A 17,408-nucleotide genomic window follows, 5' to 3' on the forward strand; every position below is an offset into this window, starting at 1 on the left:
GGTATGCCGCCGATGCTCGATGACGTGATCTTCTGGGTGCTGGCTCTCCTGGCGGTGACCGCCGGAGTCATGGTGTTCCGGTTCGACTCCATGGCCCGGGCGACGTACGCGCTGCTGACCTCGCTGCTCTGCGTCGGCGGTGAGGTGCTGCTGCTCGGGCTGGACTACCTCGGCGTGGTGATCGTGCTGATGATGACCATCGAGATGGCCATCATGGCCGTGTTCATGGTGATGTACATGATGAACCCGGCCGGGCTCATGCCGATGACCATGGTCCACAACACGAAGGGCGCGGTCGCGATCAGCGCGGCGCTCTTCGCCGTGCTCGCCGCCGGGATCCTGCTCGCCCCGTGGCCGTCCCGGCGCGGCAGGCCGTCGGACGATCCCACCATGGACCTGGGTATGTCGCTGATGGGTCCTCAGATGCTGACCATGATGACCCTGGGACTCGCTCTGTTCGCCACCATCGTCGCGACCGTCGTCCTGTCCACCCGCCGGGGCCGCTACGACCGCTTCGGCGACGACCTGAAAGCACGGAGGGCCGACGACCCGGTCCAGGGAGGGACGGGCCGATGACCCTGGAACTGTTCCTGCTGCTCGCCGCCGCGCTGTTCTGTATCGGTCTGTTCGGCGCGCTCACCCAGCAGTCGATCGTGATGCTCATGATGGGACTGGAACTGATGCTGGGCGGCATCATCGTCGGCGCGGCGGCCGTCTGGCACTACATCGCCCCGGGCACCGCCGACGGGCAGGTGCTGGTCGTCCTGGCGGTCACGGTCATGGCGGTGGAGATGGCCATCGGGTTCGCCGTCGTGACCGCGCTGTTCCGATCCCGTGAGGTCGACATGACCGACATGGCCGCGGAGTTGAAGGAGTGAGCGCACTGCTGTGGGTGCTCGTCGCGCTGCCGCTGACCGTGGGGACGCTGCTCGCGGTCGCGGGCCGCCCGGCGGACCGGTACGCCCCCGGTGTCGCGGTCGGCACGGCCGTCGTCGCCCTCGGCCTGGCCGTCGCGGTGGCGTTCGGGCACCCGCGGGTCGAGGCGCCGCTGCTCGAAGGGCTTCCCGCCGGACTCGCGGTCGACGGGCTGTCGGGCCTCATGGTCGTGACCGTCACGGCGGTGACCGCGGCCGTCCTGCTGTTCAGTGTCACGGACATCGGACCCGGCGAGGCACGCGCCCGGTTCTTCGGCCTGATGCTGCTGTTCGGCGGCGCGATGCTGACGACGGTCACCGCGACCACGCTGCCGGCCCTGCTGATGGCGTGGGAGGTGATGGGCGCCACCTCCTGGGCGTTGATCGGCTACTGGTGGCGCGACCCCGAGCGCGGGGACGCCGCCGACACCGCCTTCCTCACCACCCGCGCCGCCGACCTCGGCCTCTATCTCGCCGCCGGGGCGGCGCTGGCGAGCGGACAGGCCGGTTCCCTCGCCCTGGAGGACCTCACGGCCGCCACCGGCGCGTGGTCCGACATCATCACCGCCGGCGTCATCGCGGCCGCGTTCGGCAAGTCGGCCCAACTGCCGTTCAGCTTCTGGCTGTCCAGGGCCATGCAGGGCCCCAGCCCGGTCTCCGCCCTGCTGCACTCGGCGACCATGGTGGTGGCCGGGGCGTATCTGCTGCTCCGGCTGGAGCCGCTGCTCGCGCGGTCCGGCTGGGGCGGACCGGCGGTGGCGTGGACGGGCGCGGTGACGGCGGTGGTGCTCGGTCTCGTCGCCGTGGCGCAGACCGACCTCAAACAGCTCCTCGCCGCCTCGACCTGCGCACAGATCGGCTTCATGGTGCTCGCCGCCGGGACCGGCGCGGTCACCGGCGGCACTCTGCAGCTCATCGCCCATGCCGCCGCGAAGAGTCTCGCCTTCCTCGTCGCGGGCGCCTGGCTGACGGCCCTCGGCACCAAGGCGCTGCCCGCCCTGCGCGGCGCGGCCCGGCGGCACCGTACGGCCGGAATCACCTTCACCGTCGCGGCCCTTGCACTGGCAGGGGTTCCGCCCCTGGCGCTGTGGGCGGCCAAGGACGTACTCCTCGCCGGTGCCCTGGAGGACAACGCGGCGCTCTACGGCGTCGGGTTGGCCGGCGCGGTGATCTCCGCCGTCTACAGTGCGAAGGCCCTGTGGTTCGTCTGGCAGCCCGTCGCCGTACCGGCCGGCCGTGAGCAGCCGCCGCCGTTCGCGGCCCGGCTGCCGCTCGTGGCTCTGGCCGTCGCCTGCGCCGCACTGACCGTCACGTCCTTCCCGCCCGTACGGGACGCGGTGGGGCGGGTGCTCGGCGACGAGGCCCGACCGGGCCCGCACGTATGGGAGTTCGCCCTGTCCGGGGCGCTCGCGGTGGCCGTCTCCGCCGTGGTCTGGTTCCGCGGTCCGCAACTCCTCGCCCTGCCCGGCCGGATCGTCTCCCCGGCGTCGGAATGGCTCCGCATGGAGTCAGCCGCGCGCACACTCCTCGTGAACCCGGTGCTGCGCCTCGCCGACGCGCTCGCCGCCTTCGACGACCGGGTGCTGGACCGCGCCGCCGAAGGCACCGCCCGCGGCTCGGTCCGGCTGGCGCGGTGGACCGACGCCCGGGCGGAGCGGCTGGTCGACGGCACCGTGGAGGGCGTGGCGGGCGGTGCCCGCGCGCTCGGCCGCCTGGCGCGCCGGCCGCAGACCGGGCAACTGCACCAGTACCTCGCCCAGGCGGTCGCCGCCTTCACCGTCCTCGCCGTCGTCCTCGTCCTCGTGAGGTGACCGCCGTGCTCACGGCCATCGTCCTGCTCCCGACCGCCATCGCGGCCCTCCTGCTGTGCGTGCCGCGCAGTGCGCCCCGCAGGCTGTTCCTGACGGCCTGGGCGGCGACCACCGCCGCCGAACTGGTCCTGACGGTGATCGTCTGGGCGGGCTACCGGTCCGACGGCGGCATGCAGTACGAGACGCGGGCCCGCTGGATCCCCAGCGCCGGCATCGGCTACCACGTCGGAGTCGACGGCCTGTCCCTGCCACTGGTGGCCGTCACCTGCGTGCTGTTCCTCGCCTGCGCCCTGTACGCGTGGCGCGAGACCCGACGGCCCCGGGAGTTCGCGGCCCTGTTCCTCTTCCTCCAGACCACCTGCCTCGGCCTGTTCGTCGCCCTCGACCTGATCCTCTTCTTCGTCTTCTTCGACCTGTCGATCGTCGCGATGTACTTCATCATCGCCGGATGGGGGCACAAGGACGCGGCCCGCGCCGCGCTGAAGTTCTTCCTCTACACCTTCATCGGCTCCCTGGCCCTGCTGCTCGGCTTCATCGGCCTCTACCTGGCCGCCGACCCGCACACCTTCGACATCGTCGCACTGGCCGACGCCGATCCCCTCGCCGGACGCTCCGCCTACGGAGCCCTGGTCCTCCTCGCCATCGCCGCCGGACTGGCGGTGAAGACCCCGACCGTGCCCTTCCACACCTGGCTGCCCCCCGCCCACACCGACGCCCCGGCCGCCGGGTCGGCCATCCTCGCCGGCGTGCTGCTGAAGATGGGCACCTACGGCTTCCTGCGCATCGCCATGCCCGTCCTGCCCGGCGCCTGGCGCGACTACGCGCTCGTCTTCGTGGTCGTCGGCGTGGTCTCCGTGCTCTACGGCGCCCTGGTCGCCCTCGCTCAGTCCGACTTCAAGCGGATGGTCGCCTACACCTCGGTCAACCACATGGGCTACATCCTCCTGGCGATCGGCGCGGCCGGGGCCGTCGGTGACGGCCAGGAAGAGGCCCGCCGCCTCGCCGTCACCGGCTCGGTCTTCCAGATGGTCAGCCACGGCCTGCTGACCGGCGCGCTGTTCCTGCTGTCCGGCGTGCTGTACGAGCGCGGGCGCACGTATGAGATGTCCGCGTACTCCGGCGTGGCCGGGCGGGCGCCCGTCTTCGCCGCGCTGACCGGCGTCGCCGCCTTCGCCTCGCTCGGGCTGCCGGGCTTCTCCGGCTTCATCGCCGAGTTCCAGATCCTCACCGGGAGCCTCGGGCCCGAGCCGGTCGCCACCGGCCTCGCCGTCCTCGGGATCCTGCTCACCGCGGGCCTGTTCCTGCGCGCCCTGCAACAGATCTTCCTCGGGCCGCTGCGGCTGCCGGTTGCCGCGCCCGGCACCGACCGGCCCTTCCCGGACATCCGCCTCCACGAAGGACTCGCGATCGTCCCCCTGCTGACCCTGGGAGTCGTCCTCGGCCTCGCACCCCGTTTTGTCCTCGACGTCATCGAACCGGCCTCCCGCGCCGTGCTGGAGCTGCTCGCGCGATGAACGAGATGACCGCGATGAACGAGAACCCCCTCGACCTCCTGCCCGAGGTCCTGCTCGCCGCCTCGGCCGTGCTCGGGCTGCTGCTCGGTGCGTGGCTTCCGCGTCACCGCCAGTGGCTGACCGGGGCTCTGGCGGGCGCGGCCTGTATCGGAGGGATCGCGGCTGCCGCGATCGCCGCGGCCGGGCCGGTGAAGACGGCCTTCGGCGAGTCCTTCGCCATCGATCCGGTCACCGCCACCAGCAGGATCGTCATCCTCGGCGGCACGCTGCTCGTCCTCGCGCTCGCCATGCCCCGCCTGCACGCCGACGCGCGCGAAACCGAGTTCTACGTCCTCCTCCAGCTCGCCGCCGTGGGTGCCCTCGTACTGGCCGGAGCCCAGGACCTGCTGCTCCTCGCCGCCGGCTACCTGCTGGCCAGCGTCCCCGCCTACGCGCTCGCCGGGTTCCGCAAGGACGGCCCCGGCACCGAGGCGGCCCTGAAGTTCTACGTGGTCGGCGCGCTCCTCGGCGTCCTGATGCTCACCGGCGTCACCGTCCTGCTCGCCGCCGGCCGGGCGACCGCGTACCCCGTGCTGCGCTCCGAACTCGCCGAGGCACCGGCCGGACTGGTGGCGGTCGGCACGCTCGCGCTGCTCGCCGGTGTCCTGTTCAAGGCCGGAGGCGTGCCCGGCCACTTCTGGGTACCGGACGCCGTCCAGGGCAGCCCGGCCCCGGTCGCCGCCTTCCTCACCACCATCCCGAAGATCGGCGCCCTGGCGGCCCTCTACCGGCTCGGCGCGGTGCCGCTGGCGGACGTCGACCTGCCCTGGGCCGACCTGGTGGCGGTGCTCTCGGTCGCCTCCATGACCCTGGGCAATCTGGCGGCCTTCTTCCAGCAGGACGTCAAACGACTGCTCGCGTACTCCACCATCAGCCAGGTCGGCTACCTCCTGCTGCCGGTGGCCGTCGCCGGACGCACCGACCTCGGCCAGGAGGCGCTGCTGTACTACCTGGCCGCGTACGCGCTGACCAACCTCGGGGCCTTCGCCGTCGTCTGCGCACTCCCCGGCGCCCACTCCATCGACGACTACCGGGGCCTGGCACGGACGCACCCGGCGCTGCCGGCCTCGCTCGTCGTCTGCCTGCTGGGGTTGGTGGGCACGCCCCCGACCGCTGTCTTCCTCGGCAAACTGGAGGCGTTCAGCGCGGCCGTCGACGGCGGCTACGCCTGGCTGGCCGTCGTCGCAGCCGTCAACACCGTGGCGTCCCTCTTCTACTACCTGCGCTGGATCGCCCCGGCGTTCCTCGCACGCGGACCCGCGGGTGACGCCCGCAGGACGTCACGGACGGCCGCTGCGATCGCCGGCGGCGCGGCCGCCGGATCCGTCGTTCTCGGACTGCTCGGCGGGACCGTCCTCGACGTACTGGGCGGTCCGCTCGCGCCCTGACGGCCGTCCGCCCGAGCGTTCAGTGGCGGCGGCCCGGTGCCAGGTCACCACGTACGACGGGCCTGTCACGTCCTGAAGCGGAGCCGGGGCACCGGTCAGTGCGTCCGCACGAACGGTTCCTCCACCGAGGAGGTGTCGGCCACCTTGCCGCCCGGGTGCCGCAGGGCGCACAGAAAGCCGATGCCCAGGGCGATGGCCATGCCGTAGAACACCCACTGGTTGGCCTCGGCGAAGTCCATGCGGATCGCGGACATCGACTCCCGGGCCGCCTCGGCGGCGGGGCCGGTGCCGGTGGGCGGCCGGGAGTCGCCGCTGCCGGTGATCGACTCGGTGACGTCGCGAGCCAGGGTGTTCGCGTCGGCGGCGGACATGCCCCGGGACGTCAGGGTGCCCACCACGTTGCCGGTCATGACGTGGGTCAGGATCGTGCCGTAGACGGCCAGGCCCACGCTCGCCGCGTAGTTGCGCACGGTCTGGGTGATGCCGGTGACCTCGCCGTACGAGGCGCCGATGGCCCGGTTGACGGCGTCCGTGGAGGCCGGCGCCAGGACGAAGCCGATACCGGCCCCGGCGAGGGCGGCGTAGGGCCACTGGTCGTGCATGGACAGGTCGGTCAGCTTGCCCGCCCACAGGGCGAAACCGACGCAGCCCACGGCCGTGCCCAGCTTCAGGGCCGGACGCGCGCCCTTCTTGTCGAGGATCCGGCCGCCCCACTGCGAGGCGATGGCGAAACCGACGAAGAAGTACAGCAGGAACAGGGCCGCCTGGTTCGGCGAGGCGCTCAGCGACACCTGGGCGTACACGGAGGTGAAGAAGAACACCGGGACGAAGGCGAGCATCGAGAAGAACAGCACCGCCGCGTCCACGGTGAACGCCTTGTCCCGGAAGACCCGCAGGTCGATCAGCGGATGTTCCACCCGCCGCTCGAAGCGGACGAACCCGGCGAGGATCGCGAGGCCCCCCGCGATGCACACCCAGGTCGCCCAGCTGTCCCAGCCCCAGGACCAGGCCTGCTGGAAGCCGAGGACGCTCAGGCCCATACCGGCCGCGATCAGGACGGCGCCCGGGACGTCCAGGGTGCCGGAGCGCCGCCGGTCGGGGATGTGCGCCAGCGCCGTGAGGACCAGCGCCGCGATCGCCACGGGCACGTTCACCCAGAACACGGCGCGCCAGGTCCAGCTGGTCAGCCAGCCGCCCAGCAGCGGGCCGATGGCGGTCAGCGCGCCGGTGACCCCGAAGAACAGGGCGAGGGCGCGGCCCCGCCGCTCGACCGGGAACACCGCCACCACCGCGGCCAGGGCCGCGGGGAACAGCAAGGCCGCCCCGAGCCCCTGGGTGGAGCGGAAGACGATCAGCCAGGTCTGCGCGGCGTCGCCCTCGGGGACACAGCCGCACAGCACCGACGACACGACGAACACCAGGGTGCCGATGACGACGATCCGGCGCGGTCCGTAGAGGTCCGCGAGCCGGCCGCCGAGGGCGAAGAACGCGGCGAGGGCGAGCAGGTAGGCGTTGACCACCCACTGCAGGCCGGAGGACGACAGCCCCAGTTCGCGGTCGATGTCCGGGGCCGCGATGGACACGATGGTCTGGTCGATGAAGGTCATGGCGACGGCGAACATCATCGCCGCCAGCGCCACGGACTGCTGCGATGCGGATCGGGAGGGGGGCGCGGCCTCGCCGCGCCCCGGGCGCGTGCTGCTCACGCCATCAGTCTGCGCCCGGCACCGTCGCCTCGCATCACAGACCTCTGCGGCCCCGGGCGACACACCCATACCCCCGAGCATGTCCCACGGCAAGACCTCGGCGGTGTGAGGACGGCCTCCTCGGCCATGTGACCACGGCCCGCCACGGATGCCGCGTCGAACGTGCAGGATGCGGGCACCAAGCAGGACAGGCAGTCGAACGACGGGAGAGGCAGACGATGGTCCCAGCGGAACCGCAACCCCAGGGGATCGGCATACCGGCCGAATCCACTGCGGGCGAGACCAGGGTGGCGGCGACACCGGCCACCGTGGGCAGACTCGTCGCGCTCGGCTACGACGTGACGGTCGAACCGGGAGCGGGAGCCTCGTCCCGCTTCTCCGACGCGGCCTACGAGGAGGCGGGAGCCCGGCTCGGCGACCCGTGGCAGGCGGAGATCGTGCTGAAGGTCAACGCCCCCTCCGGCGAGGAGATCGGCCGGCTGCGCGACGGGGCGACGCTGATCGCGCTGATCAGCCCCGCCCTCAACCCGGAACTGGTCGAGGAACTGGCGAGCCGTCCGATCACCGTGCTCGCCATGGACGCCGTCCCGCGCATCTCGCGCGCCCAGTCCCTGGACGTCCTCAGCTCGATGGCGAACATCGCCGGATACCGGGCCGTCGTCGAGGCCGCGCACGCCTTCGGCCGCTTCTTCACCGGCCAGGTGACCGCCGCCGGCAAGGTGCCGCCCGCCAAGGTGCTCGTGGCCGGGGCCGGAGTGGCGGGGCTCGCGGCGATCGGCGCGGCCCGCAGCCTCGGTGCCGTGGTCCGCGCCACCGACCCCCGTCCCGAGGTCGCCGAGCAGGTGCGCTCCCTGGGCGGGGAGTTCCTCGCGGTGGGCGTCCAGCAGGAGGTGAGCACCGACGGCTACGCCAAGGCCACCTCCGACGACTACAACCGGCTCGCCGCGCAGCTGTACGCCGAGCAGGCCGCCGACGTGGACATCATCATCACCACCGCGCTCATCCCGGGCCGCCCGGCACCGCGGCTGATCACCGCCGCGGACGTCGCGCGCATGAAGCCGGGCAGCGTGATCGTCGACATGGCGGCCGCCCAGGGCGGCAACGTCGAGGGCACGGTCGCCGGGAAGGCCGTCGTCACCGACAACGACGTGACGATCATCGGCTACACCGACCTGCCCGGCCGGCTGCCCGCCCAGGCCTCGCAGCTGTACGGCACGAACATCGTCCATCTGCTGAAGCTGCTCACCCCCGGCAAGGACGGCCGGCTCGTCCTCGACTTCGACGACGTCGTGCAGCGCTCGATGACCGTGGTCCGCGCGGGCGAGAAGACCTGGCCGCCGCCCCCGGTCCAGGTGTCCGCCGCGCCCGCCGCCACACCGGCCCCGGCAGCCGCGGCCCCGTCCGAGGCGCCGGCGAAGCCATCCCGCCCGGCCTGGTCCTCGTACGCCCTCGTCGCCGCCGGAGCGCTCGCACTGTTCCTGGTGACGGCCTTCTCACCGAGCGAACTCCTGGGCCACTTCACGGTGTTCGTCCTGGCGATCGTCATCGGCTTCTACGTCATCGGAAATGTGCACCACGCCCTGCACACCCCGCTGATGTCCGTCACCAACGCCATCTCCGGCATCGTCGTGGTCGGAGCGCTGCTGCAGATCGGACACGGCGACACCGCCGTCACCGTGCTGTCGTTCGCCGCGATCCTGCTGGCGAGCATCAACATCTTCGGCGGATTCGCCGTCACCCGCCGCATGCTCGGCATGTTCTCGAAGGGCTGATCAGGGATGACCACAGACACGGCCGCCCAGGCCGCCTACGTCGTCGCCGCGCTGCTGTTCATCCTCAGCCTCGCCGGCCTCTCCCAGCACAGGACCTCCCGTTCCGGAGTCGTCTGGGGCATCGCGGGCATGGTCGTCGCCCTGGCCGCCACGGTCGGGCTCGCCTCCCGCAGTATCACCGCCACCGGGCTGGTGCTGATCGCCGTCGCCACGGCGGTGGGCGCGGGCATCGGCCTGTGGCGGGCCCGGGTCGTCGAGATGACCGGCATGCCGGAGCTGATCGCGATCATGCACAGCCTCGTCGGCCTCGCCGCCACGTTCGTCGGCTGGAACGGCTATCTCGACGTCGACCCCGAACTCTCCGGTTCGCTGCTGGGCATCCACCACGCCGAGGTGTTCATCGGGGTGTTCATCGGCGCCGTCACCTTCACGGGTTCCGTCGTCGCCTACCTGAAGCTCTCGGCCCGCATCAACTCCCGCCCGCTGACGCTGCCGGGCAAGCACGTCCTCAACATCGGCGCGCTCGTCGCGTTCGTGGGGCTCACGGCGGCGTTCGTCGTACGCCCCGGCATGGGTCTGCTCATCGCGGTCACCGTGATCGCGCTCGCCCTCGGCGCGCACCTGGTCGCCTCCATCGGCGGCGGTGACATGCCGGTGGTCGTCTCCATGCTGAACAGCTACTCGGGCTGGGCGGCCGCCGCCTCGGGCTTCCTGCTCGCCAACAACCTGCTCATCGTCACCGGCGCGCTGGTCGGCTCCTCCGGCGCCTACCTGTCGTACATCATGTGCAAGGCGATGAACCGGTCCTTCCTCTCGGTGATCGCGGGCGGATTCGGCACACCGGCGGCGAGCGCCGACGACGGCGAGCAGGGTGAGCACCGGGAGATCAACGCCGAGGAGACCGCCGAACTGCTCCGCGACGCCGGCTCCGTCATCATCACGCCCGGCTACGGCATGGCCGTCGCCCAGGCCCAGTACCCGGTCGCCGAACTGGCGCGCAAGCTGCGCGAGCGGGGCGTGGAGGTGCGGTTCGGCATCCACCCCGTCGCCGGCCGGCTGCCCGGGCACATGAACGTGCTGCTCGCCGAGGCCAACGTGCCGTACGACATCGTCCTGGAGATGGACGAGATCAACGACGACTTCGCCGCCACCTCGGTCGTCCTGGTCATCGGCGCCAACGACACGGTCAACCCGGCCGCCACCGACAACCCGTCCAGCCCCATCGCCGGCATGCCGGTCCTGCACGTGTGGGAGGCGGCCAACGTGATCGTCTTCAAGCGCTCCATGGCCGCCGGGTACGCGGGCGTGCAGAACCCGCTGTTCTTCCGCGAGAACACCCAGATGCTCTTCGGCGACGCCAAGCAGCGGGTGGAGGACATCCTGCGCGGCCTGGACGCCCTTGACGCTCCGGTCCGGGAGATGGCCGGCACGTCACGCTGAACCACCGGGGACCCGAACGCGAAGGCCGGCTCGACACCGTCGAGCCGGCCTTCCCGTGTCCTCCCGCGTGCCGCCGTGCGGTCAGTCCGTGCCGGACTCCATCGCCGCGCGGTCCAGCCACGCGTCCTCCTCCGAGACCGCCCCGCGGGAGGCGATGGCCTCGGCGCCGCCCTCGGGCAGCTCCGGCATGGTGCCGATCAGCCCGGTCGCGGCGGCCTGGGAGGCGCCGATGGTGGGGCTGCCGGTGCCGATCAGGCCCATGCCGGCGTACTGCTCCAGCTTGGCGCGGGAGTCGGCGATGTCCAGGTTGCGCATGGTGAGCTGGCCGATCCGGTCCACCGGGCCGAACGCGGAGTCCTCGGTGCGCTCCATGGACAGCTTGTCCGGGTGGTAGCTGAACGCCGGGCCCGTGGTGTCGAGGATCGAGTAGTCCTCGCCGCGCCGCAGCCGCAGGGTCACCTCGCCGGTGACGGCCGCGCCGACCCACCGCTGCAGCGACTCGCGGATCATCAGCGCCTGCGGGTCCAGCCAGCGGCCCTCGTACATCAGCCGGCCGAGGCGCCGGCCCTCGGTGTGGTACTGGGCGACGGTGTCCTCGTTGTGGATGGCGTTGACCAGCCGCTCGTAGGCGGCGTGCAGCAGGGCCATGCCCGGGGCCTCGTAGATGCCGCGGCTCTTGGCCTCGATGATGCGGTTCTCGATCTGGTCGGACATGCCCAGGCCGTGCCGGCCACCGATGGCGTTGGCCTCCATCACCAGGTCGACGGGGGAGGCGAACTCCTTGCCGTTGACCGACACCGGGCGGCCCTCGACGAAGCCGATGGTGACGTCCTCGGCGGCGATCTCGACCGACGGGTCCCAGAACTTCACGCCCATGATCGGCTCGACCGTCTCGACGCCGGTGTCGAGGTGCTCCAGGGTCTTGGCCTCGTGGGTGGCGCCCCAGATGTTGGCGTCCGTGGAGTACGCCTTCTCCGTGCTGTCCCGGTAGGGCAGGCCGTGGGCGAGCAGCCACTCCGACATTTCCTTGCGGCCGCCGAGCTCGGTCACGAACGCCGCGTCCAGCCAGGGCTTGTAGATCCTGAGGTGCGGGTTGGCGAGCAGGCCGTAGCGGTAGAACCGCTCGATGTCGTTGCCCTTGAAGGTCGAGCCGTCGCCCCAGATCTGGACGTCGTCCTCCAGCATCGCCCGGACCAGCAGCGTGCCGGTGACGGCGCGGCCGAGCGGGGTGGTGTTGAAGTACGCCCGCCCACCCGAGCGGATGTGGAACGCGCCGCAGCTCAGCGCGGCCAGGCCCTCCTCGACCAGTGCCGCGCGGCAGTCGACCAGACGCGCGATCTCGGCACCGTAGGTCTGGGCACGGCCGGGCACCGAGGCGATGTCGGGCTCGTCGTACTGGCCGATGTCGGCGGTGTAGGTGCACGGGACGGCGCCCTTGTCGCGCATCCACGCGACCGCGACGGAGGTGTCGAGACCGCCCGAGAAGGCGATGCCGACGCGCTCGCCGGCGGGCAGGGAGGTGAGGACCTTGGACATAGAAAGAGTATGTATCACTTTGCATACTCATGCAAGCCGGGTATGTGAAGTCGCCGTCCCGGTCGCTTCCGGTCGTGGTTCGGTTCAGGAACCCGCTGCCTCGGAGTCGCCGCCCAGCGCGCCGAGGATCCGCTCGGCGGCCAGCGTCGGGGTCAGCTCGCCCGCCCTGACCCGCCGCTCCAGCTCCGGCGCCAGCGCCCGTACCGCAGGATCGGCGGTGAGGCGGCCGAGGAGTTCGTCGCGGACCATGTTCCAGGTCCAGTCGACCTGCTGGTCACGGCGCTTGGCGGTGAGGCGGCCGGTGGAGTCCAGCAGGGTGCGGTGCTGTTCCAGGCGTTCCCACACGGTGTCCAGGCCCGTCGACTCGCGGGCGCTGCAGTGCAGGACCGGGGGCGTCCAGAACGCGTCCCTGCCGTGCATCAGGCGCAGCGCGCCCGCCAGTTCCCGCGCGGCGGCCCGGGCGTCGCGCTCGTGCGGGCCGTCCGCCTTGTTGACGGCGATCACGTCGGCCAGCTCCAGCACGCCCTTCTTGATGCCCTGGAGCTGGTCGCCGGTGCGGGCGAGGGTGAGCAGCAGGAAGGAGTCGACCATGTTCGCCACGGCCGTCTCGGACTGGCCGACGCCGACCGTCTCCACCAGGATCACGTCGTAGCCGGCCGCCTCCATCACCACGATCGACTCGCGCGTGGCCTTGGCGACCCCGCCCAGCGTGCCGGCGGTGGGGGAGGGGCGTACGAACGCCGCCGGGTCCACGGCCAGGCGCTCCATCCGGGTCTTGTCACCCAGGATGGAGCCGCCCGTACGGCTGGAGGACGGGTCGACGGCCAGGACCGCCACCCGGTGCCCGAGCGAGGTCAGCAGCGTGCCGAAGGCGTCGATGAACGTCGACTTGCCCACGCCGGGTACGCCGCTGACGCCGATCCGCCGGGCCCGGCCGCTGTGCGGCAGCAGCGCGGTCAGCAACTCCTGGGCCAGCGCCCGGTGCTGGGGCCGCGTCGACTCGACGAGTGTGATGGCACGGGCGATGAGCGCCCGCTTCCCGTCGAGCACGCCCTTCACATACGCGTCGACATCGATCACAGGTCGTGCCCGAGGTCGTCCGACAGCCGCTTCACCAGGTCGTACGCCGCGTCCGGGATCACCGTCCCGGGCGGGAAGACGGCGGCGGCGCCCATCTCCAGCAGCGTCGGCACGTCCTGCGGCGGGATCACCCCGCCGACCACGATCACGATGTCCTCGCGGCCCTCCTCGGCCAGTGCCTCGCGCAGCGCCGGGACGAGGGTGAGGTGACCGGCCGCCAGCGAGGAGACGCCGACGATGTGCACGTCCGCCTCGACGGCCTGCCGGGCCACCTCGGCGGGCGTCTGGAACAGCGGGCCCACGTCCACGTCGAAGCCGAGGTCGGCGAAGGCCGTGGCGATCACCTTCTGGCCGCGGTCATGGCCGTCCTGGCCCATCTTCGCGACCAGGATGCGCGGGCGGCGGCCCTCGGCCTCCTCGAAGTCGGAGACCAGCGCTCGGGTGCGGTCCACGGACGGCGACTCCCCTGCTTCGTTGCGGTACACGCCGGAGATCGTACGGATCTGCCCCGCGTGCCGTCCGTACACCTTCTCCAGGGCGTCGGAGATCTCCCCGACCGTGGCCTTCGCGCGTGCCGCGCGCACCGCCAGCTCCAGCAGGTTGCCCTCGCCGCCGGCAGCCCGGGTCAGCGCGTCCAGCGCGTCCTGGCAGGCCCGCTCGTCCCGCTCCGCGCGCAGTCGCCGCAGCTTCTCGATCTGCTGCGCCCGCACGGAGGAGTTGTCGACCTTCAGGACGTCGATCTGCTCGTCGGTCTCCACCCGGTACTTGTTGACTCCGATGACGGGCTGGCGGCCCGAGTCGATCCGGGCCTGCGTGCGGGCCGCGGCCTCCTCGATGCGCAGCTTGGGGATGCCCGCGTCGATGGCCTTGGCCATGCCGCCCGCGGCCTCGACCTCCTCGATGTGCTGCCAGGCACGCCGGGCCAGGTCGTAGGTCAGCTTCTCCACGTACGCGCTGCCGCCCCACGGGTCGATCACGCGGGTCGTGCCGGACTCCTGCTGGAGCAGCAGCTGCGTGTTGCGGGCGATGCGCGCCGAGAAGTCGGTGGGCAGGGCGAGCGCCTCGTCCAGGGCGTTGGTGTGCAGCGACTGTGTGTGCCCCTGGGTGGCCGCCATGGCCTCGACGCAGGTGCGCGTCACGTTGTTGAAGACGTCCTGCGCGGTGAGCGACCAGCCCGAGGTCTGCGAATGGGTGCGCAGCGAAAGGGACTTGGCGTTCTGCGGGTCGAACTGCCTCACCAGCTTCGCCCACAGCAGGCGCGCCGCGCGCAGCTTGGCGATCTCCATGAAGAAGTTCATGCCGATCGCCCAGAAGAACGACAGCCGGGGCGCGAACGCGTCCACGTCCAGGCCGGCTTCACGTCCCGCGCGGATGTACTCCACGCCGTCCGCGAGCGTGTACGCCAGCTCCAGATCGGCCGTCGCGCCCGCCTCCTGGATGTGGTAGCCGGAGATGGAGATGGAGTTGTAGCGCGGCATCCGCTGCGAGGTGAAGGCGAAGATGTCGGAGATGATCCGCATCGACGGCTTCGGCGGATAGATGTAGGTGTTGCGGACCATGAACTCCTTGAGGATGTCGTTCTGGATGGTCCCCGCCAGCTTCTCCGGCGGCACGCCCTGTTCCTCGGCCGCCACGATGTACAGCGCCAGCACCGGCAGCACCGCGCCGTTCATCGTCATCGACACGGTCATCTTGTCCAGCGGAATGCCGTCGAACAGCTGCCGCATGTCGTAGATCGAGTCGATGGCCACGCCCGCCATGCCGACGTCACCCGTCACGCGCGGGTGGTCGCTGTCGTAACCGCGGTGCGTGGGCAGGTCGAAGGCGACCGACAGGCCCTTCTGGCCGGCCGCGAGGTTGCGCCGGTAGAAGGCGTTGGACTCCTCGGCCGTGGAGAAGCCGGCGTACTGGCGGATCGTCCAGGGCTGGTTGACGTACATCGTCGGGTACGGGCCGCGCAGGAACGGCGCCGTGCCCGGGTACGTGTCGAGGAAGTCCAGGCCCTCCAGGTCACGGCCGGTGTAGAGCGGCTTGACGGCGATGCCCTCCGGCGTCTCCCAGAGCAGGTCGTCCCCGCCGGACGCGTTCTTGACCGCCGTGCGCCACTCGTCGGCGCCACCGTCGGGGGCCGGGGTGCCCAGCTCGATCCCGGAGAAGTCGGGGACGGACGGGCCGGTAGGGGCGGACATCAGGACACTCCCATGCGGTCGAGGGTCGCGGACAGCACGGCCACGGCGTCGCAGCCCGCGAAGACGTGGTCGTCGACACCGGGGTACTCCCCGGGGCGGCCCGCGAGGAACACATGCCGTGCCCCGGCGGCCTTGAGCTCCCGGACGGCGGCCTCGGCCCGCTCCGCGTACAGCGCGTCGCTGGAGCACAGCACGGCCTCCGTGGCCCCGCTCTGCTCGAAGGTGCCCTCCGTGACCGGCTCGATGCCGCCGGCCTGGAAGAGGTTCGAGGCGAAGGTCAGGCGTGCGGTGTGCGCGGCGGCCGGGCCGAGCGCGGCGAGGTAGATCCGGGGCCGGGAGCCGGTCGCGGCGAGGTGGGCGTCGGACCGGGCGCGCAGCGTCTCGTACGCCTCGTCCCGGCGTACGCGCGGCAGCCCTCCGGAGCGCGGCTCGGGCGCGCTCGGGCGGACGACCGGCTTCTCCGCGAGGAAGGGGAACTCGCTGACCCCGGTGACGGGTTCGCGCCGCTTGGCCAGCCGGGCCGTGCGGGCCTGCCAGGTCTCGGCGAGCTCCCGCTCGACGTCACCCGACCGCAGGGCGGCCGCCATGCCGCCGAGCCGCTCGACGCGCTGGAAGAACTCCCAGCCGGCGTGGGCGAGTTCGTCGGTGAGCCGCTCCACGTACCAGGAGCCGCCCGCCGGGTCGATGACCCGGGACAGGTGCGACTCCTCGATGAGGATCGTGGAGGTGTTGCGGGCGATCCGCCGCGCGAACGCGTCCGGCAGGCCGAGGGCGTGGTCGAAGGGCAGCACGGTCACCGCGTCGGCTCCACCGGCCCCGGCGGCCAGCGTGGCGATGGTGGTGCGCAGCATGTTCACCCACGGGTCGCGGCGCGTCATCATCACCGGCGAGGTGACGACGTGCTGGAGCTGCGCTCCCGCGCGCGGCGCCCCGCAGACCTCGGCCACCCGGGCCCACAGCCGGCGCGCGGCGCGCAGCTTGGCGATCGTCAGGAACTGGTCGGCGGTCGCGGCGTACCGGAACTCCAGTTGCCCACAAGCCTGGTCGACATCCAGCCCGGCCCCGGTCAGCTCCCGCAGGTACGCCACCGCGGTGGCCAGCGAGCAGCCCAGCTCCTGGGCGGCCGAGCCACCGGCCTCGTGATACGGCAGCGCGTCCACGGTCAGTGCCCGCAGCCCCGGGTACCGCCCGGCGCACAACCGCGCGAGCTCCGCCGCCGGCGCGGCATCGCACCGTAGGCCGGTGCGGGCCTCGTGCCCGAGCGGATCCGCGCCCAGATTGCCGCGCGCCGCGTCCCGGGCGACACCCCGCTCCTCGTACACCCGCAGCAACTCCCGCGCGGCGGGCTCGGTGTCGCCCCCCGCGTCGAGGACGACGGGCGCCAGGTCGAGATACACGCCGTCCAGGACCCGGCCCAGGTCCGGCACCGCGATGCCGCCCTCCCCGACCGTCAGCCAGAGGGAGGTGACACCGTTCTCCAGGTCGCCGAGCACCGCGTCACGGTCGGCCGTGGAGTGCCGTTGCCGTACGTCCCAGCCGCCGACCGTGTTCCCCTCGGCACGGCCACCGCGTACAAAGGGGGCGAAACCGGGGAAACCCGGCTCGGGTGCGGAGTCACGGGCGGTGTAGAGGGGGCGGGTACGCAACCCGTCCTCAAGCGCGGTGGACAGGGCTTCCTCGGCCTCGGCCCCCTCGACGTCCTTGCCCGATTTGCGCAGTACGCCCGCCGCAAGGCGCTGCCACTGCTCCTGGGGCACGTCAGGGAACTCACCGGCCAGTTCAAGCCCGTCGTCAGGCAGGACCGTCATGCTCGGATGCTAGGTCACGGACACGAACGAGCAGCAGAGGGTGCGGCTGTGACCTTGCCCTCGCCCTGGCTGTGATCCCGCTCTCCCCGCCCTCGCGGCCGGGATCGGTCGCTCATGCTAGTGCCGTGGCAGGCAACGTTTGCCCGTCAAGGAGCGGCGTCCGGTGCGTGCTCTCGGCGTGCCGGGTGCAAGCCCTCGTACTGGGTGTACT

The 17,408-nt window shown here is 71.9% G+C and carries 12 protein-coding genes; 7 read left to right on the top strand and 5 right to left on the bottom strand.

Going from position 1 to position 17,408, the window contains the following annotated elements:
- The first annotated feature begins 12 nt into the window (after nt 1–12).
- The 5 genes from ABTX62_RS13900 to ABTX62_RS13920 are packed head-to-tail and all read left to right on the top strand — an operon-like array spanning nt 13 to nt 5,666.
- Complete coding sequence (locus ABTX62_RS13900; protein WP_352116371.1) at nt 13–576, top strand: NADH-quinone oxidoreductase subunit J; 564 nt, start codon at nt 13–15, stop codon at nt 574–576.
- Nucleotides 573–878, top strand: coding sequence for an NADH-quinone oxidoreductase subunit NuoK (gene nuoK / locus ABTX62_RS13905; RefSeq protein ID WP_283971601.1), 306 nt, complete (start codon nt 573–575; stop codon nt 876–878). Before ABTX62_RS13900 ends, nuoK begins: the two co-directional genes overlap by 4 nt.
- Nucleotides 875–2,725 (top strand): NADH-quinone oxidoreductase subunit 5 family protein, encoded by a 1,851-nt coding sequence (locus tag ABTX62_RS13910; RefSeq protein WP_352116372.1) that lies wholly within the window; start codon nt 875–877, stop codon nt 2,723–2,725. The genes nuoK and ABTX62_RS13910 overlap by 4 nt, the downstream gene beginning before the upstream one ends.
- A gap of 5 nt (nt 2,726–2,730) precedes the next feature.
- Entirely contained in the window at nt 2,731–4,239 is a 1,509-nt protein-coding gene (locus tag ABTX62_RS13915; RefSeq protein WP_352116373.1) for a complex I subunit 4 family protein, read from the top strand.
- A 5-nt stretch (nt 4,240–4,244) separates the two neighbouring features.
- The gene (locus ABTX62_RS13920; RefSeq protein ID WP_352116384.1) at nt 4,245–5,666 is read left to right on the top strand and encodes an NADH-quinone oxidoreductase subunit N; all 1,422 of its coding nucleotides are present in this window, start codon (nt 4,245–4,247) and stop codon (nt 5,664–5,666) included.
- A gap of 95 nt (nt 5,667–5,761) precedes the next feature.
- Here the strand turns inward: ABTX62_RS13920 and ABTX62_RS13925 are convergent, their stop codons facing one another.
- A complete protein-coding gene (locus ABTX62_RS13925) occupies nt 5,762–7,291 on the bottom strand; it encodes an MFS transporter (RefSeq protein ID WP_352116385.1) in 1,530 nt (509 codons plus the stop codon).
- A gap of 299 nt (nt 7,292–7,590) precedes the next feature.
- Here ABTX62_RS13925 and ABTX62_RS13930 point away from each other — a divergent pair, with 299 nt between their 5' ends.
- Nucleotides 7,591–9,144 (top strand): Re/Si-specific NAD(P)(+) transhydrogenase subunit alpha, encoded by a 1,554-nt coding sequence (locus ABTX62_RS13930; RefSeq protein WP_352116374.1) that lies wholly within the window; start codon nt 7,591–7,593, stop codon nt 9,142–9,144.
- A 6-nt stretch (nt 9,145–9,150) separates the two neighbouring features.
- Nucleotides 9,151–10,584 carry a Re/Si-specific NAD(P)(+) transhydrogenase subunit beta gene (gene pntB, locus ABTX62_RS13935; protein ID WP_352116375.1) on the top strand — a complete coding sequence of 478 codons (1,434 nt, stop codon included), beginning with the start codon at nt 9,151–9,153 and terminating at the stop codon, nt 10,582–10,584.
- Between the two features lie 81 nt (nt 10,585–10,665).
- On the opposite strand, the gene argG is transcribed toward pntB, so the two are convergent.
- The 4 genes from argG to ABTX62_RS13955 all read right to left on the bottom strand — a co-directional run bounded on the left by argG (nt 10,666) and on the right by ABTX62_RS13955 (nt 17,197).
- The gene (argG, locus tag ABTX62_RS13940) at nt 10,666–12,120 is read right to left on the bottom strand and encodes an argininosuccinate synthase (RefSeq protein WP_352116376.1); all 1,455 of its coding nucleotides are present in this window, start codon (nt 12,118–12,120) and stop codon (nt 10,666–10,668) included.
- Between the two features lie 84 nt (nt 12,121–12,204).
- Nucleotides 12,205–13,200: a methylmalonyl Co-A mutase-associated GTPase MeaB gene (gene meaB / locus ABTX62_RS13945; RefSeq protein WP_352116377.1), complete on the bottom strand. Its 996-nt coding sequence runs from the start codon at nt 13,198–13,200 to the stop codon at nt 12,205–12,207.
- A complete protein-coding gene (gene scpA / locus ABTX62_RS13950) occupies nt 13,197–15,389 on the bottom strand; it encodes a methylmalonyl-CoA mutase (RefSeq protein WP_352116378.1) in 2,193 nt (730 codons plus the stop codon). Before scpA ends, meaB begins: the two co-directional genes overlap by 4 nt.
- The gene (locus ABTX62_RS13955; RefSeq protein WP_352116379.1) at nt 15,389–17,197 is read right to left on the bottom strand and encodes a methylmalonyl-CoA mutase family protein; all 1,809 of its coding nucleotides are present in this window, start codon (nt 17,195–17,197) and stop codon (nt 15,389–15,391) included. The genes scpA and ABTX62_RS13955 overlap by 1 nt, the downstream gene beginning before the upstream one ends.
- Between the last annotated feature and the right edge of the window lie 211 nt (nt 17,198–17,408).

The organism is Streptomyces sp. NPDC096046, assembly GCF_040303285.1.
GTDB lineage: Bacteria > Actinomycetota > Actinomycetes > Streptomycetales > Streptomycetaceae > Streptomyces.